Annotated in this window: 18 protein-coding genes, 4 tRNA genes and 1 pseudogene; 6 read left to right on the top strand and 17 right to left on the bottom strand. The window is 34.2% G+C overall.

The window, feature by feature from the left end; translation table 11 throughout:
* The 10 genes and pseudogenes from tig to LSO06_RS03120 form a co-directional block, all read right to left on the bottom strand.
* On the bottom strand, positions 1-1350 hold the full coding sequence (gene tig / locus LSO06_RS03160; RefSeq protein ID WP_231760611.1) for a trigger factor: 1350 nt from the start codon (positions 1348-1350) through the stop codon (positions 1-3).
* Between the two features lie 40 nt (positions 1351-1390).
* Positions 1391-1462, bottom strand: a tRNA-Gly gene (locus tag LSO06_RS03155).
* Positions 1463-1468: 6 nt separating this feature from the next.
* A tRNA-Leu gene (locus tag LSO06_RS03150) sits at positions 1469-1549 on the bottom strand.
* A 58-nt stretch (positions 1550-1607) separates the two neighbouring features.
* Positions 1608-1681: transfer RNA gene (locus tag LSO06_RS03145), tRNA-Arg, on the bottom strand.
* A gap of 13 nt (positions 1682-1694) precedes the next feature.
* Positions 1695-1767: transfer RNA gene (locus LSO06_RS03140), tRNA-His, on the bottom strand.
* Positions 1768-1867: 100 nt separating this feature from the next.
* Positions 1868-3289 (bottom strand): beta-Ala-His dipeptidase, encoded by a 1422-nt coding sequence (gene pepD, locus LSO06_RS03135; RefSeq protein WP_231760610.1) that lies wholly within the window; start codon positions 3287-3289, stop codon positions 1868-1870.
* 267 nt (positions 3290-3556) lie between these two features.
* A complete protein-coding gene (locus LSO06_RS03130; RefSeq protein ID WP_231760609.1) occupies positions 3557-3724 on the bottom strand; it encodes a UvrD-helicase domain-containing protein in 168 nt (55 codons plus the stop codon).
* Between the two features lie 4 nt (positions 3725-3728).
* Positions 3729-3887: pseudogene (locus tag LSO06_RS05830) on the bottom strand (UvrD-helicase domain-containing protein); the annotation flags it as partial.
* A gap of 38 nt (positions 3888-3925) precedes the next feature.
* A complete protein-coding gene (locus LSO06_RS03125) occupies positions 3926-4417 on the bottom strand; it encodes a chemotaxis protein CheD (protein ID WP_231760608.1) in 492 nt (163 codons plus the stop codon).
* 8 nt (positions 4418-4425) lie between these two features.
* Positions 4426-5619: a D-alanyl-D-alanine carboxypeptidase family protein gene (locus LSO06_RS03120; protein ID WP_231760607.1), complete on the bottom strand. Its 1194-nt coding sequence runs from the start codon at positions 5617-5619 to the stop codon at positions 4426-4428.
* A 90-nt stretch (positions 5620-5709) separates the two neighbouring features.
* On the opposite strand from LSO06_RS03120, the gene LSO06_RS03115 reads away from it, so the two are divergent.
* Positions 5710-7212, top strand: coding sequence for a lactate permease LctP family transporter (locus LSO06_RS03115; RefSeq protein ID WP_231760606.1), 1503 nt, complete (start codon positions 5710-5712; stop codon positions 7210-7212).
* A gap of 261 nt (positions 7213-7473) precedes the next feature.
* On the top strand, positions 7474-9276 hold the full coding sequence (locus LSO06_RS03110) for an integrin-binding adhesin P66 family protein (protein WP_231760605.1): 1803 nt from the start codon (positions 7474-7476) through the stop codon (positions 9274-9276).
* A gap of 66 nt (positions 9277-9342) precedes the next feature.
* Here LSO06_RS03110 and LSO06_RS03105 read toward each other — a convergent pair whose 3' ends face one another.
* From LSO06_RS03105 to LSO06_RS03090, 4 genes are read right to left on the bottom strand one after another with little or no spacing between them, the layout of a single operon-like run.
* Positions 9343-10092, bottom strand: a complete 750-nt coding sequence (locus LSO06_RS03105) for a J domain-containing protein (RefSeq protein ID WP_231760883.1) — start codon at positions 10090-10092, stop codon at positions 9343-9345.
* Positions 10093-10117: 25 nt separating this feature from the next.
* Positions 10118-11371 (bottom strand): serine hydroxymethyltransferase, encoded by a 1254-nt coding sequence (gene glyA, locus LSO06_RS03100; RefSeq protein ID WP_231760604.1) that lies wholly within the window; start codon positions 11369-11371, stop codon positions 10118-10120.
* On the bottom strand, positions 11361-12926 hold the full coding sequence (locus LSO06_RS03095) for an IPT/TIG domain-containing protein (RefSeq protein ID WP_231760882.1): 1566 nt from the start codon (positions 12924-12926) through the stop codon (positions 11361-11363). Before LSO06_RS03095 ends, glyA begins: the two co-directional genes overlap by 11 nt.
* 4 nt (positions 12927-12930) lie before the next feature.
* Positions 12931-14364 (bottom strand): cysteine--tRNA ligase, encoded by a 1434-nt coding sequence (locus LSO06_RS03090; protein ID WP_231760603.1) that lies wholly within the window; start codon positions 14362-14364, stop codon positions 12931-12933.
* Between the two features lie 219 nt (positions 14365-14583).
* Between LSO06_RS03090 and murB the strand changes: the two genes are divergently transcribed.
* Entirely contained in the window at positions 14584-15501 is a 918-nt protein-coding gene (murB, locus tag LSO06_RS03085) for a UDP-N-acetylmuramate dehydrogenase (RefSeq protein ID WP_231760602.1), read from the top strand.
* Between the two features lie 2 nt (positions 15502-15503).
* On the opposite strand, the gene LSO06_RS03080 is transcribed toward murB, so the two are convergent.
* The gene (locus LSO06_RS03080) at positions 15504-17705 is read right to left on the bottom strand and encodes a methyl-accepting chemotaxis protein (RefSeq protein ID WP_231760601.1); all 2202 of its coding nucleotides are present in this window, start codon (positions 17703-17705) and stop codon (positions 15504-15506) included.
* Between the two features lie 166 nt (positions 17706-17871).
* On the opposite strand from LSO06_RS03080, the gene LSO06_RS03075 reads away from it, so the two are divergent.
* The 3 genes from LSO06_RS03075 to argS are packed head-to-tail and all read left to right on the top strand — an operon-like array spanning position 17872 to position 22396.
* Positions 17872-20040 carry a methyl-accepting chemotaxis protein gene (locus LSO06_RS03075; protein WP_231760600.1) on the top strand — a complete coding sequence of 723 codons (2169 nt, stop codon included), beginning with the start codon at positions 17872-17874 and terminating at the stop codon, positions 20038-20040.
* An 18-nt stretch (positions 20041-20058) separates the two neighbouring features.
* Positions 20059-20649 carry a hypothetical protein gene (locus tag LSO06_RS03070; protein ID WP_231760599.1) on the top strand — a complete coding sequence of 197 codons (591 nt, stop codon included), beginning with the start codon at positions 20059-20061 and terminating at the stop codon, positions 20647-20649.
* Positions 20642-22396 carry an arginine--tRNA ligase gene (gene argS, locus LSO06_RS03065; RefSeq protein WP_231760598.1) on the top strand — a complete coding sequence of 585 codons (1755 nt, stop codon included), beginning with the start codon at positions 20642-20644 and terminating at the stop codon, positions 22394-22396. The genes LSO06_RS03070 and argS overlap by 8 nt, the downstream gene beginning before the upstream one ends.
* An 18-nt stretch (positions 22397-22414) precedes the next feature.
* Here the strand turns inward: argS and LSO06_RS03060 are convergent, their stop codons facing one another.
* Both LSO06_RS03060 and LSO06_RS03055 read right to left on the bottom strand, forming a co-directional pair.
* Positions 22415-24346: an AMP-binding protein gene (locus LSO06_RS03060; RefSeq protein ID WP_231760597.1), complete on the bottom strand. Its 1932-nt coding sequence runs from the start codon at positions 24344-24346 to the stop codon at positions 22415-22417.
* A 13-nt stretch (positions 24347-24359) separates the two neighbouring features.
* Positions 24360-25070 (bottom strand): CPBP family intramembrane glutamic endopeptidase, encoded by a 711-nt coding sequence (locus tag LSO06_RS03055; RefSeq protein WP_231760596.1) that lies wholly within the window; start codon positions 25068-25070, stop codon positions 24360-24362.
* Between the last annotated feature and the right edge of the window lie 67 nt (positions 25071-25137).

Below are 25137 nucleotides of genomic sequence, written 5' to 3'. Positions count from 1 at the left end.
TCATTGCTCACCCGTTTCACTATTTAAAAAATCTCTGAAAGGAATTTTTTTAGCTTTAATTTCTTTGACATTTTTTAAAATCTTACTCCTAACCTTTTGATTCTTAACTTCATCTTTCAAAACCTGTAACAAATTTCTCTCTTCATAAAATTTTCGAATCTCTGCTAATTCCATCCTTGCATTCTCAGCCTGCCTAGTTAACTCCAAGTCCAAATCAGCATCCGTAACTTCCTCGCTATCATCAGCTACAATCTTTTGCAAAATTAATCTAGACTTCAAATTTTTAAGCAATTCTTCTTTAAAAACATTATCCGCACCTCCCAATTCACCCAAAGAACTTCTAGCCTGATCAATACTGATCTTATTCTGCTCTGAAAATTTACTTAAAGCATTATTAAGCTCAGCTTCAAGCATAGAAGGAGGAACTTCTATGCTCAACTTCTCTGCAATTTCGGATAACAATTTTGAAAGTTTAAGAGCTTCTTTTTTTTCCTCTACAAGTTTTAACATATCCACCCTTATGAGCTCTTTAAGTTCTTCTAGCGTATTCAAACTATCATTAATATCTTTTGCAAAATCATCATCAAGTTCAGGAATATCACGTCTTTTAATGTCTGTAACAGTAATCTTCAATTTCTTAGCAGAACCCGCAAGTTCGCTAAACCTATACTTCTTATCATAACTCTTCTCTACAATCCTCTCCTCACCTTTACTCATTCCAATGATGTCTTCATCAAACCCATAATAATTATTAGATTCCCCCACAGTGAAAACAAAATCTTGTCTCCTAGTCGACAAAATCTCCCCCAAAAACTCATCAAGCTCAACAAAATCAACCTTAACAATACTACCCCTCTTAACGCTACCCCTGTCTTCAACAACAATCGAGTTCTCTGCCTGCAATCGCCTAAGACCGTCCTCAACATCAGAGTCAGCAATAACGACTTCCGGCATTTCTACAGCAATATCAGTAATATCCGGCACTTCAAACTCAGGGTAAGCCTCATACACAACAGTAAACTCAAAATCCTTCTCAAAATCTATATCCAACCTCTCTTCCAATATTGTAGGAGCAGCATAACCCAACGGTTTATAAACAGCACCCTTGAAAAAATCCTCCAAAGACTCACGAATAACCTTATCTATGGTCAAAGCCCTTAAATTATCAGAATACTTACTCTCAATAACCCCAAAAGGAACCTTCCCCACCCTAAACCCCTGCACCTTGAGGCGAGAGGAATAATCCTTCAAAAACTCATCATACTTATCTTTAACAAAACCCCTAGACACTCTAATAACGGCCTCTACCCTAGAGTCCGAAAGCAATCTCACACTGTTACTTAATACCACGCAATTCCTCTAACAAAAACTTAATAGCAAAAACCAATTAAGCGAAAGACGGGATTTGAACCCGCGACTTCCACCTTGGCAAGGTGACACTCTACCCCTGAGTTACTTTCGCATTTCTTGCAGAAGGTGGGAGTCGAACCCACACGCCAAAGGCACTAGATCCTAAGTCTAGCGTGTCTGCCAGTTTCACCACTCCTGCATTCCTAGGTAGTATACAAAACTTAAAAAGCTTTTTCAAGCACAAACGCCCAACATTTCGCACCCAGCAGGACTCGAACCTGCAACCCTTGGATTCGAAGTCCAATGCTCTATCCAATTGAGCTATGAGTGCATCACAAAACCAGGGTGATTGACGGGGCTTGAACCCGCGACAGCCGGAACCACAATCCGGTGCTCTACCAACTGAGCTACAACCACCAATTACATCCAAATCACATGTAAGTTCATTTTATATACATTTAAAAAGGAAGTCAACAAACCTATGTACCCACCATCCCACGAAAAATAAACAGAAAGCCTAAATATTCTCTAAACCAGTCTTTAAAAAATTATAAACTCTAATAGTTGATTCAATATTGACTCTCTCTCTTGGTGTATGAGGCGCCTCAATCCAAGGGCCAATTGTAACCGAGTCTATTCCTCCAAATTTTGAGGATATTATTCCAGTCTCAAGACCAGCATGAATTACCATAGTTCTGGGGTCCTCTAAATACATCTCTTTGTACACACTCTTAAGATGATTTAAAAGCTTACTATCCTTAGTCGGATTCCAAGAAGGATAATCATAAATTGCTTCAAAATTAGCTCCCGCAAGCCCACTAATTGCCCTTAAATGATCAAAAACATACTCTTTCTCTACATCCAACAACGACCTTATTGTAAATACAAATTGATATTCATCATTTAATTTCAACAAACTAGCAAAATTTAAAGAGGTTCTGATAAGTTTATTTTCATAATCTTCAACCTTTTGCACCCCATGTAAGAAGGCCATACCCATATTTAAGATCTTATCCTGATCCATCTTTTCTAATGCAACTCCTGAAGAATCAACCTTCTTTAGCTTAATCTTGAAATCACGCTCAAGAGTATACATTCTCTTTGCTTTAAGATTAAACGCTCCCAATTCTTCTTCCAGAAAGGCATAATCCTCAGGTTCAATTAATACGAGAGCCTTTGCTTCCCTGGGAATTGCATTGCTTTTATCCCCTCCAGATATATATTCAACCTCAAACTCTATCTTTGATCTGAGTTCACTTAAAGCAAAAAACATCAACTTTAAAGAATTTCCTAAATCAATATGAATATCTGCCCCGGAATGCCCCCCTTTAAGCCCAGTAAACAGAACCTCAATCCCCATACTTTTTTTACTTACTCTATATTTAGGTTTAAGACTAACATTAACAAGGCGAGAACCAGCACATCCAACCAAGAAATAACCCTCTTCTTCTCCGTCAAGATTAATTAACATCTTTCCACTACATAGAGCAGGGTCAAGCCCAATGGCCCCTATTAACCCTACCTCCTCATCAACTGTAAATAGAAGCTCTAATTCAGGATGCCTAAATCCATTAGCCTCACTCATAACAGCAAGCATCATAGCAACTCCAATCCCATTATCAGCGCCAAGAGTGGTACCCAATGCTGACAAATATCCATCATTCTCAATTATATTGATAGGATCTTTCTTAAAATCATGAACAAAGGCTTCGTTTTTTTCACAAACCATGTCCGTGTGAGCTTGGAGAATAATAGGTTCTGAATCTACAGTACCATTAGCCTTAATCTTGACTACAATATTACCTATTCTATCTTCCTTAAAGGAATAGCCAAACCTTCTAGCCTCATTTTTAATATAATCGCTAATCCCCTCTATATTCTTTGAACACCTAGGTATTTGGGATATTCTCCTAAAATAATCAATTACAATATGTTCCACATACGCCCCCTTAATTAAGAATTAATAAAAATTTCATACTAGATACATTTATTTGGTAAAACTACCTTATAATACTAAAATGCAAGTTGGAATGCAAAATCTAACCTTACGAGCAGAGATCTTCAAAATCAAAAGAATCGTACAGTTTTAATCTCTCCCCCTAAAACTTCAAAAGGTTTTCTTATCATCACTCTTAAGATCATTTAAAGAAACAAGTTCATTTTTAAAAAGCGATACAAAATCGCTAATAGAACGCAATGATCCCCCCTACCAAATTAAGATTTCTTCGGTAAGGCCAATCTTGTCATTCTCATCGTAAATGTTAAAATCTCTCCTATAATCTAACCCTTTTTGACTTTCATTTAAAAACATAAGAGCAAATGCATGAAAAATAATAATGGTAAGATCACTAAGAGACCGCTCTAACAAACACACTATCCTACCCCTTCATTTCACTGACAGCTTTATTTGCAAAGGTAAGAGGCAAAATCTCTTTCCGAGCAATGCTATCCACGAGAAGATGAGCTATTTGATAAGCAATAACCCTCGACTTTACAGCTACAACACCGGCAATTATTAAAAGGAACCTACCAATAGTGGTAACAGCTTTGTGTCAAAATTAATCATTAAGCAAAATTAAAAAACCTTGGCCCCATCTGGATATTCCACCACGACCTTAAAGTTTTCAGGATAGGCAAAAATCTTCCTAGATCTAGATTGATCAAAATCTTTACTCAAAACCGGAATGCCGTACTTGGCCAACACACTAACTGCAAATTCTGCATTCTCAGACCCCACCCTTATAGCTCCCTTTGCCATGAAATTAGCCCCCCCAAAAAGCTTAGCCTTAAGATTATTTTTCAAGGATCCACTGTCTAACATAGCATCGATTAGCATAGGAACAGCGTAGACCCCATATCTACCCTTCTGTGAGGAAGCAACCTCCGATTCCGATTTCACTAAAACATAATGATTCACCCCAATAACATTACGCACCCCATCATGAAGCACAACAGAAACACAAGACCCAAGTATTGTAGAAATAACCCTATTACTCGACACAAAAGCTTCGCCTGGAACTATTATCGTAACATCTCTTTTTAACTTAAAATTAAAGTGACTTAACATAAACCTTATTACTCTCTTTCGAAAAAACTCACAACAAACTTATAAAAACTATTAAAAAATCCCAATCTCCTAACTCGCTTACTGAACAAATCTAACTCACCCAGTTTATCATTATCCAAAAAAAACTCAGCTTTTCCAACCGCATCATCCCCACCAAGTGGAGCAACCAAATTCCTCATGCGGGAGTCAACCCTCACTCTATCAACTTCATCTTTTGAAAAAACATACCTAAAAGGCACCCTAGACGAGACATCGACCGTACTCGTCTCCCCATTATAGACCCTTTCTTTTGATTTTACAATGAAAGAAAATTTATGATAATTATTAAATCCATATTCAAATAATTTCTCAGCAATTAAAGCACGCCTTTTCTCACCCCCATTATCAATCCCCTTATCAACACCTAAAATTACGGATATTAATCTCATTTCTCCCCTTTTAGCTGTAGCAACAATATTTAATCCCGATTTTCCAATATAACCCGTCTTAAGGCCATCAGCATAGGAATAACTGTATATTAAAAGATTTTTATTATGTTGCTTCAGATTTAGCACATTTGAAGCAGATTTATCTCCTAAATTTTCAGGTTTTGGATAAATAAAACTTTCAAGAGAATGTATCCTCAGCATAAATTCAAATTTTTCTATGTAAGTTCCTGAAAACAATGCCATTTCTATTGCTGTAATTTCATTGCTGTCGCTATACCCTGATGTATCAACAAAATGCATATTCAAAAGACCCAAGTTTAGGACATTAATGTTCATTAAATTAACAAAACCGCCTAAATCCCCTCCCGCCATAAACTCAGCAATAGCTACAGCAGCATCATTTCCAGAGGAAACCGCAAGTCCTTTAAGTAATTCCTCAAAATTCACTCTCTGTCCTTTTTCTAAAAACATTAAAGAAGAATTTGGTGGAGCATTATAATACGAAGCAGCTTCACTAATGGGCACAATAGTTTTAAAATCCACATTCTTTTTCCTTGCCTCAATTAAAGCAGTATAAATTGTGACAAGTTTAGTAAGAGATGCTGGTGGGAAAATTAGATTGGGTCTCCTCGCATAAAGAACACGCTTAGTATCATAATCAAGAAGAACAACCGACTTTGCGTCCTTTGCGACTCTTTCAACCTCAACCAAATCAATTGAAAAAAGCTCACCGGATAAAATTAAAATCTGTAGCATAGCCGAGACAATTTTCATGCAGTAATATTATATATTATTGCGTGGAAATTTATTATAAACTTAAGGGATAAATTGTAGATGGTAAATTTATAAAGGAGTAGATATATTATGAATTCTTACGCTTTCATGAAAGCCTTAATACCAATCGTATTGATAATCATTGGACTTGGAATATTAAAAAAACCAGCTTATTTTGTGATACCAGTATGCTTAGCAGTAACTACTGCAATGGTTTTGTTTGATAAAAATTTAGGAATAACTAACACAAGTCTTGCAATACTTGAGGGAGCAATGATGGGAATATGGCCAATAGTCATTGTGATTATTGCTGCTATCTTCACTTATAAAATGTCTGAAAGCCAAAATGACATGAGAGTTATAAAATCTATGTTATCAAGTGTATCATCTGATAAGCGAATAATTGTTTTACTTGTAGCATGGGGGTTTGGGAATTTTTTAGAGGGCGTTGCGGGTTATGGTACTGCTGTTGCGATTCCAGTCTCAATATTAATAGCAATAGGGTTTGAGCCAATCTTTGCATGTTTTATATGTCTGATTATGAACACATCTTCAACCGCATATGGTTCTGTAGGAATTCCTATCACATCTCTAGCCCAATCGACAGGACTAGATGTTAAGGTGGTATCATCTGATATTGCCTTGCAACTAATGCTGCCAACTATTGTCATACCGTTTATACTAGTAATGCTAGTGGGTGGGGGCATTGCTGGAATTAGGGGTATATTTACGCTCACGCTCCTTTCAGGGCTATCAATGGCAGTATCTCAAATTTATGTATCAAGAGCATTGGGGCCAGAACTTCCTGCTGTACTTGGAAGCATGCTCTCAATGGTTATAACAGTATTTTATATAAAATTTTTCGAAAAAAAAGACACAGATCATACCGCCGTAAAAGTATCAGTAAAACAAGGTTTTCTTGCTTGTCTTCCTTATATTTTAATAGTCTCATTCATAATAACTGTTTCGCCACTTTTCCACAGCATAAATAAATACCTGTCAAGCTTTAAGACTGTTCTTGAAGTTTACCCTGGGACGGCTCCCTTGCACTTTAAATGGATAACCTCGCCAGGATTATTAATTCTTCTTGCAACAATATTGTCCTACTCAATAAGAGGCATTCCTTTGATTGAACAATTAAAAGTATTCATACTTACTGTAAAAAAAATGGCCTTATCTTCATTTGTAATTATTTGTATAGTATCAATATCAAGGCTTATGACACATAGTGGAATGATAAAAGACATCGCAGACGGCATCTCAATTTTAACAGGCACACTTTACCCATTATTTAGCCCCTTAATAGGCGCTCTTGGTACTTTCTTAACAGGTAGTGATACTGTCTCAAACATTTTATTTGGGCCCCTACAAACACAAATTGCAGAAAACATCTCTGCTAATCCTTATTGGCTCGCGGCTGCAAACACAACAGGAGCAACAGGAGGAAAAATGATTTCCCCCCAAAACATCACAATAGCAACTACAACTGCAGGTCTTATTGGACAAGAAGGAAGACTACTATCAAAAACTATCTTATATGCTCTTTGTTACATTGTTATATCAGGGATACTAGTTTATTTTGTTATAAAATAAATATTAAATTAAATATTTAAATAAAGGAGAGTAGCGAAATATTAATAAAATTAAGATATTTTCGAGTAAAGCTGTCAAAGTGTCAATTTTAGTCTTATTTGGAAATAAACAGTGCAAACTAAAAAATGCTTGAATTTTGATCTAAATATTAATATCATAAATCAGGGATGCTTATATTTTTATCCAAGGAGTGGCGTCCCTAGATGAAGTATTATTTAAAACTTATAATAAACCTAAGTCTTACAACAAAGGAGATACAAAATGAATAAAAAACTGATATTATGCATTTTCAGTCTGTTCCTGGCCGCTTCTATGTCAGGTTTTGCGCAAGATGCGACGCAGGTCACAACGCAAGACAAAAAAGATGAAAAGGATGCATTTAGCCTAGATCTATGGAAACCTAAATTTGAATTTGAAAACACCAGTGAGTTTAGGCTAGACATGGATGAACAAGTTCCTGGCTTGGAAAACAAAAGTAAAATAGGAATTAAGTTTTTACCATTTAAAAAGCATGCAGAAGTGGGAAAGGATGATCCCTTTTCAGCTTACGTTAAAATAGAAGATCTAGCTTTAAAAGTTGAAGGGCAAAAGGACGCCTCTTTCAAACTTGATGTAGGCGATATCGTAGCAAAAATAAATGTGTATGATTTCTACGTTAAGATGAACTCAATGACTGACTTTGATTTTAACCAAGAATCCTTATTCAGCTATGCTCCAATGACTAGCATTAAGAGTGACTACTACGGATTCCCTAGTGATGACAGAGCTTTACGAAAAACAATTCTTGCAAGAGGCACAGATAAAAAGATAGGAACACTGCAGTTTGGATACAGTATCCCCCAATTGGAACTTATACTTGCAATTGGAGCAACAGGAACGGGGAATAGAAACCATGGAAAACTAAATGATAAAAACAAACCTTATAATAACATTTATACTGGTATGCTTTACGGAACTCAAGTAAAATGGAAACCAATAAAAAATGAGCTCGAAAAAGACAGTACAACTGTGGTAGCAGAAACACCACTTGAATTAAATTTTGGAGTATCAGGCGCATTTGGAAATAAGAAGTTTAACATATCATCTATAACATACGGATTGAAGGATAAAGCTACTATTGGATCTGATCTTGTTGTTCCAACCTTGTCAAATACATCTATCATGGCTTCCCTTGGTTTTCAATACAAGCTTGGACTTGCAAAGATAAACAATAAGAATACCTATTTAATTTTCCAAACAGGATCTGATTTGGGAATAGATCTCTTTGCTAGCGATTTCTCTACATTTGGACACATTTCCAAGAAAGCAAATACACCAGATGACAAGGATGTGGCATTCAACCCAGCAGAAAACAAGCTTGGCTTTAATCAAGACAAAAAAACCAACTTTGCATTCTCTGTGGGAGCTAACATAGGTTTTGCTTGGAATAAGGATGAAGGCGAAAAAGAGTCATTTTCCGTTAAAGGAAAAGATTCTTATAGCACAAGGATCTTTGGAGAACAAGATAAAAAATCTGGAATCGGTGTTGGAGTTAATTATGGACAAAATTTGTATAACCCTACTTCTGGAAAGAAACTAGTAAAGGATATTGCAAAAAAGTCATTTAAGACTTTAAATGTTGAACTATCAACTTATGAAGATAATAAAAAGGGGATTATTCCTGGCCTTGGATGGATAATTTCAGGTGGAATTTACGACTTATTAAAAGAAAAACCTAATGTAGACGACATAATTGCTATTCTAAATCAGACTACTCCTGCAGCGGATGAGCCTTCTGTGTCGTTTGTAAACGCCGCTAAGCTCGGAGCTGCTTTGTATGTTGATTACGCAATACCTTTAGAATCTATATCACCAAAGGCATACATAACTCCATATGTAGGTACTCACGTTTTGGGTTCATTTAAGGGTTCAGACAAGAAGTTATACTTAAAAGCCGGACTTGACCTAGAAAAGCTAATAAAATTTACAACAATTACACTTGGGTGGGACTCCAATGATATTCTTGCAAAAAAAGACAGAGCGGGAAGCGTATTCCTATCATTTAAAGTAGCCTTTGACGAATAATTAAGCAAAAACAAATCCTTCTGAATGACGAAACTTTACGATTCAGAAGGATACTTAAAATTATTCTTATTTTAAATTTCTTTCTTTGCATATCTTCTCATAGGCATCTCGAATCCTGATAAATTTTTCGTTAGCCTCCTTTTGCCTAATGGGATCATTTGTAAATCTATCTGGGTGGAATTGAATGACCAATTTTTTATATGCTCTTTTTATATCGTCATCGCTAGAGTTGTATTTCAAACCCAGTACATCGTAGGGATTAATGATCTCTATGTTAATATTTTTGTAAGTATTGTAACTTTCAAAATCAAGCTCAAGAAAAGAAATAACATAAAGAATAAATTTATCGCCCTCTGAATTTTTATATCTGGCCAAATTATTAATCTCTTTGAGTGCTGAAACAAGCCAAACAAAAAGATCTTTATGTTGGAAATATCCAAGCTTTAATGTATACAATATCTTGTCTGCATTCCTGTTCTTAGTAATTGAGAAATGGAATATGTTATAAAGCTCTGTTTTATTTTTTTCAGATAAATTTAAAGAATTAATAATAAAGTTAATATAATTTAATTGCTCTCCAGCAATTGATCCTAAAATAGAAACCAACTTAGCCATAAGCAAAAAAGACAGCTTGTAAAATTCGAATTCTCTTGTCCTAGAATAAGAATAATCCCTAGTTGTATATATCCTAAACCCGCCCAAAAGACTAGAAATTATTAAAAAAATAACAAACATAAAGAATACACTTAAAATAAAGGGATTGAAAATCAAAATAAACAATATCAACAAAAAGAAAATTCGAAACAAATTAGATATCAAAACAAATAACCTGTAAATTAAATCAAGGCATATTAAAACTGCTAATAAATTCTATAACTTCTTTCTTTATACTTACAAGCTCACTCTCTGATTTAGTTCTTAAAGCCCTGTTAATAAGACTTGCAACCCTTAAAGAATCATCTTTACCCAACCCTCTTGAAGTAATAGCTGCTGCTCCTATTCTAATCCCAGAGGCTACAGAAGGACTTCTTGAATCAAAAGGAATAGCATTTTTATTAAGCGTAATGTTTACGCTCTCAAGTATTTTCTCAGCCTCAGCTCCTGTCATACCCAAAACACCAAGATCCACTAAAAACAAATGATTGTCCGTTCCCCCACTAACTATTCTAAAACCCTCTGCACTAAAATAATCAGCCATTGCCTTAGTATTCTCTATGACTTTAGAAATATAATCTTTAAATTCTTTCCTTAAAGCTTCTCCAAAAGCCACTGCTTTGCCTGCAACAACATGCATTAAAGGCCCACCCTGAGTTCCTGGAAAAACACAAGAATTAATGGCACTTTCCAAAACTCTCTCCTTCTTATTAAAATTGACTATTCGCCCAGATTCATTACCCGAAAGAATCAATCCTCCTCTAGGACCCCTTAACGTCTTATGAGTAGTACTTGTAGTAACATGTGCAACATCAATCGGAGAATTATGCAAATCCACAGCAATAAGACCCGCTGTATGAGCAATGTCGCACAAAAGATAAGCGGAAACCTCATCAGCTATTTGACGAAACTTCTTAAAATCAATCTCCCTTGAGTAAGAAGAAGCACCTGCTATTATTAAATTAGGTCTACACTCCCTAGCTATCTTTAGAACCTCATCATAATCAATAGTCTCAGTATCCTTTGATACTCCATAAGAATACGCATTAAAAAATATTCCAGAAAAACTAACTTTACTTCCATGCGTCAAATGCCCTCCATGGGACAATTCCATTCCAAGAATTCTATCCCCAGGATTAATGAGTGCCATTATTGCAGCCATGTTAGCTTGAGAACCACTATGAGGTTGTACATTGGCATAATTTGCACCAAAAAGTTCCCTTGCTCTTGCTATGGCTAAGTTTTCAACCTCATCAACAACAAAACAACCCCCATAGTATCTCCTTAAAGGATATCCCTCGGCGTATTTATTAGTTAAAACACTCCCAACAGCTTCTCTTACAGCTGAAGATACAAAATTTTCTGAGGCAATAAGCTCAATATTTTCCTTCTCTCTCTTGTGCTCTTTATCAATTAAATCAAATAGATCTTTATCTCGCATTAATATTTTCCTCCAAAGTAAAGCTATAGTTCAGAGAATAATCGCGATTTGTTAAGCTCTTGTATTTTAACAACCCTAGATCCATATATTCATTAGGGGACAAGTAATCATCGAAACTCTCCTTGTACCCATAATGAATATAATTCTCTGACATATTCATAAAATATTTAGAACTATTCTTAAATAACACCGCCTTTATTATATCAAAATAGATAAACCCAATGGAGTCTAGAAAAAATTCACACCAAGTATGGTTTTTAAGAACAGAAGACTCAGAATCAAAATAAAACCCAACTGCTGTTCTTAAAGGTATACCTTCCTGTAAAAACAATAAATTAGTAAGTGTAATCAGATTATCTTCCGAGATTTCTTTTCTCCTAATAGACTCCTCCAAACTTAAACTATTATTATCTGTAATCTTAAAATACAATACTAAAGCATCGATAAGAGATTTAGCCAACTTATAAGCTGACTCACCATCTATCTTGTTCATTCTTGCAGTAATTGGACTTAAATCAAGTGAATCATACAATAAATAATTGTTCCTTTTATTTAAAACATATGTCTTAAATTCATGCATATCGTTATTTTTATTCACCTTAATGTCATATAAAAAATGTTCATCACCTATAACTTCCAAACTTAACCTATGAGCTTCAATTTCGAACTTCAAATAATGCTTATTAACTTTTAAACTTTTAAAAAACAAATTATTCAAACCTAGGTCAGTACCATCATTATTTAAAAACTTAATCTTCTGCCTCTCATTTTCAATTGGGCCTAGATAAAAAACATTAAAATTAATATCATCCCGTTTAAGCTTAGAATCCTTATCAGATCCTTGCTCAAAATAAATCTCCTGAGATATCTTAAAGTTCTTAAACTCACCTAAAGTCCACTTAAAAAAATTTGACTTAAAATTAAAGGGAATCTTATTGCTCTTAACTCCGTCAACTAATAAGAAGACCTCGCCCTTATGATTTACTGTCCTTGGGGGGATAAATTCGATTTCATCTCTGGATATCTTCAATATATCTTGAAGAAGAACTTTATAAAGTTGCTGCTTCGCTTGCACAAATACCTCAACAACAGAAAAATCCGACGCTAAATTTCTGCCCCTTAATGCAACAGGAATATTAGTCGTTAAAACCAAACTTTCGGTATCAAAAAGCAATGGCTTATTCTCACTTTCAAGCTTAACTGGAACCTGTCTCCTAATTACAAGAAAAAGCTCATTGCTAAACCCTTGATCACTCTTTACGAAAAGAAGCCCAGAATTTATTTCATCTGTAATCCTGAAAACAATTTCTTCATCTCTCCAACTAACGATACTACTCCTCATCAAATAGTGGTCATTAATATTAATATCCCCCACTTTACTCCCCAAATTGCGCCCCTTAATTACAATTACGTTTTCATGCGAAGCAGGGATCGGCGATATTGCATAAATTACAGGTTTTAAATAGAACAAGAACCCCGAAAAAATAAATAAACCCAAAAAAATGATAAAAATTAAGACTAAAACAAAATATTTACCTCTGAAAGACTTTGTCAATACCCTAACCTCTTCTAACTCTAGTCCCCTCTTGAGTATCAATTAAAACAAACCCTTTAGAAGCAAAATAATCCCTAATTTCATCAGCACGATTAAAATCTTTTCTTAACTTTGCAATTCGTCTCTCTTCCAGTAAAACATTCATCCAATTATCAATATGTACATTATCCCTCTTAACAGCTTGCAGAACTTCATCTTTTAAACTTAAAGATAAAATTTCATCAAACTTAAATGCAAGCCTAAGCTTTAAAAACGCACTTAATTCAGAGTCCTTAATAACATTCCAAAGCAAAGCCAACCCTTGAGGAATACTTAAATCAAAAGCTATTTTTTCCAAAAAATTACCATAATATTCACTCTCCAGGGAGGAAACAATATTCTCATCAAGCAATGATATTTCAGACTGAGTCAGTGAAAGGTAAAGAGATGTTAACCTACTAATCATACTTTCTCTAGTGGTTCTACACGATTTCAAATTATTTAATGTAAATTTAAGTTGTGTCCTGTAATGTGCCGTTAAGCAAAGATATCTAAAATCTAGAGGAGAAAATCCATCATCTTCTAAGTCTTTAATGGTAACAAAATTACCCCCTGATTTTGACATCTTTTCATCTCCCATAATCAAAAATTCACCATGAACAAATATGTCACACCACGCCTTCTTCAAATAACACTCTACTATAGCTATCTCATTTATGTGATGAACACCAATATGATCAACGCCTCCTAAATGGATATCAAGAGTATCTTTAAAACAATCTAAATTCATAACAGCACACTCTAAATGCCAACTTGGATAACCAAATCCCCAAGGTGAATCCCATTTCATTTCCTGGTCTTTAAATTTTGAATTAGTGAACCACAAAACGAAATCTGTTTTATTCTTCTTTGATATATCTGCTTCAACTCTGGGAATAGAAGCACTAGTACTAAATAGACTAATTCCAGCCATCTGTCCGTAATTTTTAAAACGAGAAGTATCAAAGTAAACATTGCCATTAACAAAATAAGTAAAATTATTTTCCTCAAGAACTTTGACAACCTCTATCATGTTAGCTATATATTCACTTGCAATAAGGATATTATCAGGACGAACTATATTTAATTTTTCACAATCACAAAAAAAAGCTTCCGTAAAAACTCTACTAATCTCGTAAACTGTAAGACCTCTATCTCGAGCAGCCTTAACTACCTTGTCCTCACCCTCGTCAAATTCACCCGTTAAGTGTCCAATATCAGTAATGTTCATTGCATAATTAACTCTATATCCTAAAATTTTTAAAGACTTAACAAGCAAGTCCTCAAAAATATATGTTCTAAGATTGCCGATATGAGCATAATTATAAACAGTAGGACCACAAGCATAGACTTTAGTCTCGCCAATCCTCTTTACCTCAGACAAACCCCTTGTCTTTGTATTATACAACTTAAGAATCATACACTCTGTGAAAAAGCCAACTCTTGAGCAAACAAAGCACGAACTCTAGTTTAAAAATCTCAAATTGGCTTACCATACAAGTCTATTATAAAACCCCCAATTTAACAAACCTATTTAACAATGCAATCCATGAAACTCTTACAATCAACCTAAAAAGATGATTTCCAAAACTCCAGTTTAAGTTTGTAAAAAGTAATTATTTAATATAGAATTGGGGGGATGTCAGAGAACGTCAATAGATTTCTCAGTAAGATCAACTCTACTCCCACTGCAACAAATCTTGCAACCTACACTACCTACAGGATAGGAGGTGTTTCTAAGTTGTTTTTAGCACCCAAAACAATCAAAGAAGCGGAGTTTATGTTTAAAACAGCACTGGAAGAAAAAATCAAAGTATTTGTACTAGGAGGGGGCTCAAATTTATTAATAAACGACGAGGAAGACATTACCTTTCCCATAATATACACTGGTTGTCTGAATAAAATCACACTTCAAGGTAATAAGATTACTGCTGAATGCGGAACTAATTTTGAAAATTTATGTAACTTTGCTCTTGAAAACGAGTTAAGCGGATTAGAATTTATATACGGAATCCCTGGTACACTTGGAGGTGCCATTTGGATGAATGCTAGATGTTTTGGTAGTGAAATTTCTGAAATATTAGATTTAGTCTTTTTTGTAGATGAGAATGGGCAGACTATCTGCAAAAAATTTGAAAGAAATGACTTTTCATACAAAATTTCGCCATTCCAAAAAAAAAATATTTTAATACTAAAAGCAACCCTAAACCTCTCAAAGGGAAATGGAATACACATTTTAAATATTATGAAACAAAACAAACAAAATAGGATAGATAGAGGACACTACCTCTTCCCAAGTAGTGGAAGCACATTTAAAAACAATAAAAAATTCCTAAAACCTACCGGAAAAATAATCGAAGAATGCAACCTAAAGGGACTCAAAATCGGAGAGGCACTCGTATCGCCCCACCACGGAAACTTTATTATAAACAAAAACAACGCACGAGCCAGAGACATTAAGGCACTAATTGAAAAAGTAAAAACCGAAGTAAAGACAAAAACAGGTTTTTCACTCGAAGAAGAAGTCCTCTATATCGGCTTTAAAGATAAAACTTAAAATCAAACATCTCTGAGTTCATTATTGATACCTTCAATGATGTCCCTTATTCTGGCAATCTTTTCCCTGGATTTATTAACTAGGGCAATATGCTCACGCAAGGGCTCCAACGCTTCCAAACTCATCTTAGAAACCTCAAACTCACCCAAATCATTATTTAGATTATTAAACTTTCCGTTAATGAAAAAGTAACTATTAAATATCTCCTTATACATATTCTTAGTGTCTTTAATCTTAATATCATTAGACAAGTATTGATCTTTAAAAGCTCCTATTTCCTTTATATGCCTGACAAGAGTAGCATTTATCCTCTCATGTTGAACAGAATTATTATTAACATTATCTTGGATATCCATAAAATTTTTATAAACAGTATCTATCCCTGTGCTTATGAGAGAAATAATACCATTGACTATCTTAAGTTCATCTTTAATGGTTGTTGAATACTTACCAGAGTTTATGGCAAGTTTCCTAATCTCTTCCGCAACTACAGCAAAACTCTTACCAGCCTCACCAGCCTTAGCAGCCTCGATAGCCGCATTCATGGCAAGCATATTTGTCTGACTTGATATTGAAACTAAAAGTTTATTTGCACTTTGAAGATTATTTGTTTGAGATAAAAGCTCAGAAAAATTCACATTAACATTTTCAAAAACAGAATTTAATTCAAAAACTTTACTTTTTATACTTTCAATATTTACAGAATTCGATCCTACCACCTTATTAAAAATCTCTAAATTTTTATCTATCCCGTAAAAAGCAGTAGCATTTTCCTCAAATTTAGTAGCAATATCTGATATATTCTTATTATGCTCACTAATTGGCTCAGATATTGACTCAAAATCCCTTAAAACATTGATAATCGTTTTTTCAAACTTAGAGAAAGTATCTCCTATTTTCTCATAGGTGGAAAGACTGCTATTAACCCCCTCCATCCCCTCCTCAGATATACTAATATCGTCTAAGTGACTACCCAACTCACTCGCATAGCCCCTAATTCTACTTATAGCACTAGCAGTCTTTACGAAAAGGCCATCAAATTCAGAACTAATGTAAGAAAAGATCAAAGATCTATACCGAACATCTGCAAGAGAGTCAACACTCAAAACGTCCTCTTTTGCCTTCTTGTGACCAAGCATCATTCCAAAATCGTCCATAACAGGCAAAATCAACTTACTGCAAAGATAAAATATAACGGAGAATGAGACAAACAAAAATCCCAAGAAAAATACTGAACCCGATTGAAACCCGAGGGGTACAAAGTGCATATTCAAAATAATACCCTGGACCAAGTTTCCATCAATCTGAGAAGAATTTAATAAGTAAGAAGAATTTCTATGCTTGAAAACATACCTTGAAATATTAGAATCTGTCTTAATATAACTTACAGCTCGCGCTAACACACTATTTTCATAAGTTTCCGTAAAATTTCCGATGTTTATATCGTTAAGGCTTAAAAACAAAGGATTAAAGTCTCTGTCAACAATAAAAAACTCATAATTCTTATTGCTAGACTTAAGATAAGAATTGAATTGATTTGATATATTATTCAACAAATCGTCAAAACAAACCATAAAGCAAAGCACACCCACCGATATAGAGTCACTGCTAATAACTGGAATGCTTACAATAGAATAAAACTTATTCTTAACCCTCTTATAGCTTGAATAATAGACAACCTTATTCCTAGCGGGAATAAAATAGATCGGATCCTCAAGAATATTGTTTATACCCAAAAATGAAAAACTCCTGTCCGAGAGTAAAACATTTTGTCCAGCGGGAACATAAAAAATCCCCTCTAATGAATTCTCTGCAAAAGATATACCGCGCAAAGCCTTACTTACCTCATCAAATTCCCCCGAATTTAAAAACAAAGCGCTACTCGTATTTAAATCATACATAGACTTCAAACCTACACCTGAAACAAACCTGTTTGAAGCAGTATGCAAAACGCTTAAAAAGTCATTGTTCTTGACAAAATCACTAAGGACACCCCTAGCATAATCGTACCTGCTCTTAAACATAGAAGATACACTACTTGAAAATAGAACAAAATCAGACCGTACACGCTCCATATACTCATTCTTGTAATTTAAATAGGCTTGCCCTAAAAACAGCGAACTAAAGCAGACAAAAACAAAAAGCACGAAATAAAGGAAAAACCTCATATTTTTTAACTTAACATTTATTAGATCACCATCCATAAATTCTCCAAAACTAAACCTACGCGAACAAAGCCTTACACATAGCAAAAACATCTAAGCAAGAATAATTATTTTATTATTCAGATATATGTATATAATTATATAGTAAAACATATATAATACTAGTTGGTTATGGCATTTTGTGAAAAGTTTTGTGAGGGTTTAGGTGAAGAAAAAAGGTTCCAGTTTCACTCTTTTTTATAAATTTAATGTTGCTATTCTGCTCTACACAGTGGTTATCGCAACGACTACTTTTTTGCTATTAAATTATGGGTACAGGAAGGTGATAACCAAAGAGCTTAAAAATTTTACGAAATTTGTCAATCACATTATGACGAAAAGCTTCGTTGGTGACACGAAGAATGTGTTACAGACTATTGATGAATTCGTCATAAATTACAAAGATGAATCCAGTGTGCGAAAGAGTCAGCAACTTAAAAACATAATATCTGTTAGTAACTCTAATTGGTTCCCTTCATACATAAAGGTAGTAGATTATGTGAATCAGGCTGGGGAAGTCTTGTACTCAAGTGATGAGAGAAGAATAGGTTCTCAGGTAAACCTGAAGGGGTTAAAAACAGAAAATTTTGCAAACAAATCTCAAATAATCGCATTACACAAAAATCTAATAGAGATGGGCAACAGAAACTACATACCCATGGTTTACAAGATTAACGCAAGAGGCGAGGAGATTACTTTTGGTACTGGATACGTAGTCCTATATTTAGACATATTGGAGCACATAAAGCAACTGAGAAAAAACATATTTATGCTATTGGAGAGGTCTTTGTTGGGGACGGGAAATCAACACAAGAGCCACCACTACTTCAAGATATATGCTATTAATAACCGGGGTGAGGTTTTTGGAGAACAAAACGAAGATACATTCGAGCATATTAAATTGTCCATGAATAATTTATTTCAAGACAATCCCGATATAACAAATCAACTACTCAATTCAATATCTAGAAGACAAAACAGTATTATTACTAACCATGATAATAACATCATCTCTTTAGCAAGACTTACAACTTCATCTTGGTACCTGGCTATTCAGATGAATTATGACAATATATTTTCAAATGAATTACACAATATTAAATTAATGTCGATATCAATCATAACGGCACTTGTAATAGTGTTTATTTTGATAATGATAAGCATCATTAAGAAATTAATAGTGACAAAAATAGAACATTTAAACGAAGTCATTCCAAAAGTTAAATACGGAGATTTGACAGTCAAGATTGAATCAAAGGGGAAGGATTCAATCAGCTCTACGATAAATCATTTTGGGTATTTCGTTGAAAACTTAAAAAATGTAATAAACTCGCTACAAGACAGGGTAAAATTACTAAAAGACAACGGAGATTTGCTGTTCAGTGAGATAAACAGGGCTTATGATACTATAACAAATTCAAATAAGTATATAGAAAAAACGCAGGGGGAGGTAGAGAAACAGGTCGAGTTCATTTCAACCACGACAAACACAATAGAGAGTTTGTCTAAAAACATTGCATCACTTGACAACTCAATTGAAACTCAGGCTGCTAGCGTTGAAGAATCGTCATCTGCTATTGAGGAAATGATAGGAAGTATACAATCCGTAACAGAAATAACACAAAAGGCTGCGAAGAGTACGGAGGAGCTTAAGATATTCTCGGATGATGGAAGAAAGAAACAAGAAGAAGTTATTACACAGATTAAGGATATTTATAAAAACTCAACAAGACTTCAAGAAGCAAATGCTCTAATATCATCCATTGCCAGCCAAACAAACTTACTCTCAATGAATGCAGCTATTGAAGCATCTCATGCTGGTGAGGCTGGAAAAGGGTTTGCGATTGTTGCAGAAGAGATCAAGGATCTTGCGGAACAAGTTACTTCACAATCAGAGTCTGTTGCGGCCTCAATAAATGAAATAATGGATTCTATCAACAAAACGGTAAAAACATCTGAGCTCACGAACAAAGCTTTCAACCAGATATTTGATTCAATAAATCTCGTGGTACAGGTTATAGAAGAAATAAACCATACTATGCAAGAACAATCAATTGGTAGCCAGGAGATTCTAAAGGCTTTAAATACAATGAGAGAGATAACATATGAAGTAAAAATTGGTTCAAATGAAATGTTTAGAGGGAATAAAGAGATTATTAATACTGTTTCCGTTTTGGAAGAAATTAACATGACTGTCTCAAATTCAATGAAAAGCCTTAAAGAAGAGATCAAAAAACTAATAGGCGCGATTGAAAGTATTAAAACTTTTGGAACAGTAAACTCAAGCCATATTGTAGATATTAATACGGACACAAACCAATTTAAAACAAAATAAAATAGTTAAAGGTACTTTATGCAAAAGAAAACATTTTATGTTACGGAGAAGTATTTAAGGACTCATTTGATGCTTTTCCCTATTTTTGCTTATACAAAAACTTTTCTAGAAGGAGCCATGATATCAGTTTGGATATCTCTCTGTATCTTGTTACCTGCCATAATTATTAACCAGATAGAACTGAGAAATCAAATATTGGGAATTTACTTACTTATAATAGGAATTTTTGTTAGTTTAACCTACCTTTTTATGTACTACACGACTCCTACGCTCTATAAGAGTTTAAAATTTTCGATCCCTATTTTAATAGTTATTATAGTATCATTTCATAAAAACGAACCTTTTAAAAACCTAAAAGAACCTACTAAAATATTGCAATATTCTAAACTACCAATAATAACATTCATATCGTTAAGCTCAATAATTTCAATTTTTAGAGAAATACTAAACACTGGAAATTTACAATTTTTAAGTACAAAAATATCAATAATTAGGGAAATCAACATAAGCAAAATACCAGCTTATAGCTCAAATGTTTTCTTAGTAGCATCTTTAGTCTTTGTATTGATTAACACGTTAATAAAAATTAAAGGGAAAAAGAATGATTAGTAAAATAAAGAAAGACTTAGAAGATAAAATCAGCAAAACAATAAAGAAACTTGCCTTAACAAAGAATATTGAGCTTGATAAAGTAACCACTATAATTCAAAAACCCCCAAAGAGCGAAATGGGAGATTTGTCAATCTTAATATTTGAATTTAGCAAAATATTGGGACTTGGTACGTCTGTTATTGCTGAAGAGATAATAAAACAGATTGGAGCTGAGTATGAGACCAAACCGGTAGGATCTTATTTAAATATTAAGCTTAATAGAAAAGAGTTCATTCGAGATACAATTACGAAGGTCAATGAGGAAAAGGAGCACTATGGAACAAATAATTCCCTTAAGAACAAAAAAATAATAATAGAATTCTCAGCACCAAACACAAATAAACCACTTCATGTAGGGCATCTTAGAAATGACATTATTGGAGAAAGTTTATCAAGAATATTGAAAGCTGCTGGTGGTCAGATAATAAAAATAAACCTGATAAATGACAGAGGTGTACATATTTGCAAATCCATGCTTGCTTATAAAAAATTTGGGAATAACACAACCCCTGAGCTTTCTTTGAAAAAAGGAGACCATTTAATCGGCGACTTCTACGTAAAATACAGTGAATATGCTAAAGACAATGCCGTAGCAGAAGAAGAAATACAAAAATTACTATGTAAGTGGGAAGAAGGGGACACAGAAACAGTTCAACTTTGGCAAAAACTCAATAAATGGGCAATTGAAGGAATAAAGGAGACTTATACTCTTACAAATATTACATTCGATAAAATTTATCTTGAAAGTGAAATATTTGAAATTGGTCGCGAGGTTGTGCTTAAGGGCTTAGAAGAGGGTTTATGCTACAGAAGAGAAGATGGGGCAATATGCATAGACATACACACAGAAGAAAATACAGACACAGACAAAAAATTTAAAGAAAAAGTTCTCTTAAGGGCCAATGGAACATCCATTTATCTTACTCAAGACTTGGGCAATATAGTAACTAGGAAGAATGAATATAATTTCGATGAAATGATTTATGTCGTTGGAAGCGAACAAATTCATCATTTTAAGATTTTATTTTTTGTTGCGGATAAATTGGGTGTTACGAAAGAGAATAATTTAATACACTTATCTTATGGAATGGTAAATTTACCCGAGGGTAAAATGAAATCAAGAGAAGGAAATGTGGTTGATGCTGATAATTTAATTAATGATTTAGTAAACTCAACCATGCTGGAGTTAAAAAAGAGAGATTCAAATGAGGAAAACTTGCAAAAAACGGCCTTAGGCATATCACTAGGAGCTATTCACTATTATCTACTAAAAACGGCTATACACAAGGATATTTTATTTAATAAAGAGGAAAGCTTATCATTTATTGGCAACTCGGGTCCCTATATTCAATATGTAGGAGCAAGGATTAATAGCATACTTGAAAAATACAACACACTAGGTCTAACTGGGGGAATTTTTAATCTAGACTTATTAGAACAGGAAAAGGAATGGGAAATAATTAAGATTGTTTCTGAATTTGAAGAACATATAATAAAAGCCTCAAGGGACCTAAATCCCTCATTAATAACTCAATACTCCTATTCTCTTGCAAAAAGCTTTAGCACATACTACCAAGAAACTAAAATAATAGATACAAACAATCCTGAACTCACAAATGCAAGAATAAGCCTGTCTAGAGCAGTTCTGCAGACAATAAAAAATTGCATGAGCTTGCTAAACATCCCCTACATGAGAAAAATGTAGAGCTAACTAAACTCTACTTCACACCAATTCAAAATCATCCTTATTAAATATTGACATTATCTTTTTGTGGTACTTGTCAATTATGTAATACCTTTTAAGCTTAAGAGTATTGGTAAGTTCCTCACCAATAACAAAAGAATCTTTTAATAAAATGAACCCCACTATTCTCTCAAAACTTTTAAACCCAGACTTAGTGTTAACTATATCTGAAATACATTTAGAATAAAGTTTGTTAACAACATCACTAGATAACAAGTCGTCACGCGAAGAAAAGAGTACACCATTAGATTTTGACCATTTCTCAAGCGATTCAAAATTAGGAACAATAACAGCTCCCAAAAACTTCTGATCTTGCCCGACAATCATAACATTTTCAATAAGTAAAGATTTCGATAAAGCCCTCTCAATAGGCTCAGGCTCGATATTTTCCCCTCCCCTTAGCACAATCGTATCTTTACTTCTACCGACAATCGAAATCTCATGATTAACCGTCACACGGACCAAATCGCCCGTCTTAAACCATCCGTCTCGAGTTAAAACATCTTTTGTAACTAATTCATTCTTAAAGTAGCCACTCATAACCTGAGGAGATCTTACCCAAAGCTCACCTTTCTCTCCGGGAAGCAAAAACCCCCCATCACCATCAACCACCCTATACTCAATGTCTGGAAGGAAAGGCCCAACAGTTTTAGCAACAGGCCGCCTTAAGCGCCTCACACTTAAAACAGGGCCTGTCTCTGTAAGACCATAACCTTCAAGAACCACAACACCCACCGCTTTGAAAAAATAATCCACGTATTCTACCAAAGATCCCCCGCCAGAGACACCAAACTCAAATCTTTTTCCAAGTGCTTTCCTTATTTTTCTGAAAACCAAAAGATCTCCCAAAAATTTAAAAGGGAAAAGAAAAACTAATCCTGCAAGAAAAATAAATTTCATAAAAAAGGAAACCAACAAATTTGATTTCCTATAAATAGGAATAAGCCCTAAAAATTTTTCCTTAAGCTTTACATAAAGAATTCCAATCCTCAAGAAAACGCTAAATAAAGCTCTCTTTACAAGAGACTCCGACGCCTTTTTAATAATGCCAATCCTTATTCCTTCCCAAATTCTTGGAACAGAAATTATTGCATGGGGATTTAAAGCTGCAAAATCTTTAAGCAAAATGGGTCCAATCGGCTTCGAATAAGCAATTGCCATACCTTTAAGAGCAAGTATATATTCACAAGCCCTTTCAAATGAATGCCAGAGTGGTAGAATAGATATCATTATTTTCCCTGGTTGAAGCAACGGAAGATAATCATAAATCCTATCTATTTGAAAAATAAAAGATTCGTGACGAAGCATGACACCCTTTGGAAATCCAGTTGTCCCTGAAGTGTATATTATAGTAGCAAGGTCCTTCCCCGACCCCTGCTCAAGTTCGGTATTAAATGCCCTAGGATTATTATTCAAATAAATACTTCCCATACTTAATAATTTCTTATAAGAAACCACCGTAATCAACCCCAACTTTTCCTCATAAAGCTTATCACCATCGATAACAAAAATACACTTAACAAATCTAAGTTCCTGTTTCCTAGCCAGTACTTTTTGAAGCTGCTTATCGTTTTCTACAAACACAAATCCAGACTCAGAATGATTAATGATATATGATATTTCATCCTCAGGCGAGTCATTACCCCTTGGCACATCAACGCACCCTAAACTCATAACGGCAAGGTCAACAATGATCCACTCCCTTCTGGAATCAGAAATAAGTGCTACCTTATCTCCCCTTCTGATACCATAATGCAGAAGACCAGATGCAATACCCTTAACCTCACTCCAAAAATCAGAATATATCTGTCTCTTATGCTCTTTAGATTCATTCTCCCTATAAATAAAAATATCAAGATCACCATAAAGTTTTACAACTTCATTAAAACGTTTAGGTATAGTATCCAGCATAAACCCTCCTTAACTAACTTAACACAAAGATGACGGTGCTAACAGCAGTATTATAAAAACTATGGACCAAACTTGCATAATACACATTTTTATGTCTCAGATAAATAAAAGCTAATACAAAACCAAGAATAAACGTAACAAATGCACCAATAAATCCATAATAAACATGCCCAATGGCAAAAATAATACTACTAAGAATAGCCGAAATAAATGAGTTAAACCCCAATTGTTTAAGTTTGGTAATAATGAAAGATCTATACAACAATTCCTCAAATGCTCCCGTAAAAAGGGAGGTAATAGCCATCAAATAAAGCGATTCCTTACTGCCTATGCTCCATCTAAAACTACCAACATCTGCCTCAACCCAAGATCTCCATGATTCTGGAAAAAAGTACTCAAAACATAAGTAAAGAATAAGTAACAGGAAAACAATACAAATGACAAGCTTAACAAAAATTAAAAATGCTTTCAAAATAAAAACTAACCTAAATTTAGGTATGCAAAATTCATCTCTAAAGTAAAAGGTACTTGTTAATCTGGCAAAATGTAGGATAAAAACAATTAAAAAAGCACTATAAAGCCAATAAACATAATGATTCCCACTAAAATTCCAAAGATCCTCATCAACACTTGCAAAAGGAGACACATGAGTACAGACAACACAAACTAAAAACATTTCCAAAAGAGCATATCTGATGGGGTATTTATTATTTAATAATTTCATAACAAATTATTAAACATATACGCAACATTGTCAAATCTTGTCTTATTCCCTTAAAGATGATCTTATA

The organism is Borrelia sp. RT5S (genome assembly GCF_021165755.1).
Classification (GTDB): Bacteria; Spirochaetota; Spirochaetia; order Borreliales; family Borreliaceae; genus Borrelia.
The sequence above is the reverse complement of the archived record's forward strand: the minus strand, read 5'-3'. Positions and strand labels throughout refer to the sequence as shown.

Bases quoted from the DNA above. Each gene is read 5' to 3' on its own strand.
- LSO06_RS03080 (WP_231760601.1), bottom strand. From the start codon at position 17,705: ATGGATGGTGATCTAATAAATGTTAAGTTAAAAAATATGAGGTTTTTC.
- LSO06_RS03115 (WP_231760606.1), top strand. From the start codon at position 5,710: ATGAATTCTTACGCTTTCATGAAAGCCTTAATACCAATCGTATTGATA.
- glyA (WP_231760604.1), bottom strand. From the start codon at position 11,371: ATGCGAGATAAAGATCTATTTGATTTAATTGATAAAGAGCACAAGAGA.
- murB (WP_231760602.1), top strand. From the start codon at position 14,584: ATGTCAGAGAACGTCAATAGATTTCTCAGTAAGATCAACTCTACTCCC.
- LSO06_RS03055 (WP_231760596.1), bottom strand. From the start codon at position 25,070: ATGAAATTATTAAATAATAAATACCCCATCAGATATGCTCTTTTGGAA.
- LSO06_RS03110 (WP_231760605.1), top strand. From the start codon at position 7,474: ATGAATAAAAAACTGATATTATGCATTTTCAGTCTGTTCCTGGCCGCT.
- LSO06_RS03120 (WP_231760607.1), bottom strand. From the start codon at position 5,619: ATGAAAATTGTCTCGGCTATGCTACAGATTTTAATTTTATCCGGTGAG.
- argS (WP_231760598.1), top strand. From the start codon at position 20,642: ATGATTAGTAAAATAAAGAAAGACTTAGAAGATAAAATCAGCAAAACA.
- LSO06_RS03125 (WP_231760608.1), bottom strand. From the start codon at position 4,417: ATGTTAAGTCACTTTAATTTTAAGTTAAAAAGAGATGTTACGATAATA.
- LSO06_RS03070 (WP_231760599.1), top strand. From the start codon at position 20,059: ATGCAAAAGAAAACATTTTATGTTACGGAGAAGTATTTAAGGACTCAT.
- LSO06_RS03060 (WP_231760597.1), bottom strand. From the start codon at position 24,346: ATGCTGGATACTATACCTAAACGTTTTAATGAAGTTGTAAAACTTTAT.
- LSO06_RS03090 (WP_231760603.1), bottom strand. From the start codon at position 14,364: ATGATTCTTAAGTTGTATAATACAAAGACAAGGGGTTTGTCTGAGGTA.